The 1,922-nt window shown below is 73.8% G+C and carries 1 protein-coding gene; it reads left to right on the top strand.

Annotated elements, in window-relative coordinates:
- Positions 1–340 precede the first annotated feature (340 nt).
- Positions 341–1,922: methyl-accepting chemotaxis protein (locus ACI79T_RS21010; RefSeq protein ID WP_456612036.1), on the top strand; the 1,582-nt coding region annotated here is incomplete at its 3' end.

Raw genomic sequence — 1,922 nt, forward strand, 5'->3', positions numbered from 1 at the left:
CCCCGGCGCCGCCGCGCCGCGCGCCCCCCCCCCCCCCCCCCCCCCCCCCCCCCCCCCCCCCCCCCCCCCCCCCCCCCCCCCCCCCCCCCCCCCCCCCCCCCCCCCCCCCCCCCCCCCCCCCCGGAGCCGTTTCCGGACCATTCTTCCGGTACGCGGATGTCGACATACCGATGCCCGGAAAACGGTCACCGACCATTCTTACGGAACGGTCGCGACACGCACTCCGGACGACGTCGGATCGCGCTCACCCACGTCACTCTCTTCCTGCGACACAGGTGTCGCAGGACCGAGCAGCCCGCGCCGTCCGACCTCGAGCGGCGGCAGACACAGGAGACCGAACATGACCGTCCCATCAGCCCCGGCCCGGCGCCGGACCTCCCTGGGTTCCTGGTTCGCCGACCGGCCGGTCGGCGTGCGGATCGGGGCGGCCGTCGCGGTCCTCGGCGTCGTGGTCGTGGGCACCAACGCCCTGGCCGTCACGCGGATCGACGAGATGCGGGAGGGTCAGGAGGCCATCTACACCGAGAACCTCCAGCCGCTCAACGCGCTCTCCGAGGTGCAGCGGGCGCACGCGGCGCACCGGGCCCGGACCCTCGAGTACGCGGTCTCCTCCCCGGAGCGGCGCGCCGAGCTGATCGGCGAGATGGAGGAGAAGAACGTCGACCTGCAGGCGGGGCTCGACGCCTACGAGCCGTACGTCGTCGCCCCGGAGAGCATGGAGTCGTTCTCGGAGACGCGGGCGGAGTTCCTCGGGCTGCTCACCACGCAGCTCTTCCCGGCGGCCGACCGGGGCGACCTGGCCGCCTTCGCCCAGGTCCAGTCCGAGCAGCTGCAGCCCCTGCTCCAGATCATGGCCGACGACCTCGAGGCCGAGGGCGTCGCCCAGTCCGCCGAGGCCGCCGCCCGCAACGCCGACGCCGCGGAGCAGGCCTCCGAGGCCAGCACCACGCTGATCGTCGTCGCCCTGACCGCCATCGTGGCGGCTGCGGGGCTCACCGCCCTGGTGGTCCGGCGGATCACCCGCACCGTGCAGGCCGTGCAGCGCGTCGCGGACGGCATGGCAGCCGGCGACCTCACGATGGCCTCCGGGGTCACCTCGCAGGACGAGCTGGGCCGGATGGCCGCGTCGATGGACTCGGCGTGCGAGAGCCTGCGGGCGGTGCTGTCGTCGGTCGTGCAGTCGGCCGACGCGGTGGCGGCCAGCAGTGAGGAGCTGTCGGCGTCCTCGGCGCAGATCTCGGCGTCGGCGGACGAGACGTCGGCCCAGTCCGGTGTCGTGGCCTCGGCGGCGGACGAGGTGTCGCGCAACGTGCAGACCGTCGCCGCCGGTGCCGAGCAGATGGGCGCCTCGATCCGGGAGATCGCCAGCAACGCCGCGGAGGCCAGTGAGGTGGCGTCCCGTGCGGTGACCGCTGCGGAGACCACCACGGCGACGGTGGCGAAGCTCGGGGAGTCCTCGGCCGAGATCGGCAACGTCGTCAAGGTCATCACCTCGATCGCCGAGCAGACCAACCTGCTGGCGCTGAACGCCACCATCGAGGCCGCCCGGGCCGGCGAGGCGGGCAAGGGCTTCGCGGTGGTGGCCAACGAGGTCAAGGAGCTGGCCCAGGAGACGGCGAAGGCGACCGAGGACATCGCCAAGCGGGTGCTGGCGATCCAGGGCGACACGACGGCGGCGGTGACCGCGATCGGGGAGATCTCCGCGATCGTCGCGCAGATCTCCGACCGGCAGACCACCATCGCCTCGGCGGTGGAGGAGCAGACGGCGACCACCAACGAGATGTCGCGCTCGGTCCAGGAGGCCGCCGACGGCACCGGTCAGATCGCGGCGAACATCTCCGGGGTCTCCTCGGCCGCCGGCTCGACGACGCAGGCCCTCGGCCAGACCCGCACCGCTGTCGACGAGCTGTCCCGGATGGCCG

It is taken from the genome of Blastococcus sp. SYSU DS0619, from assembly GCF_054051035.1.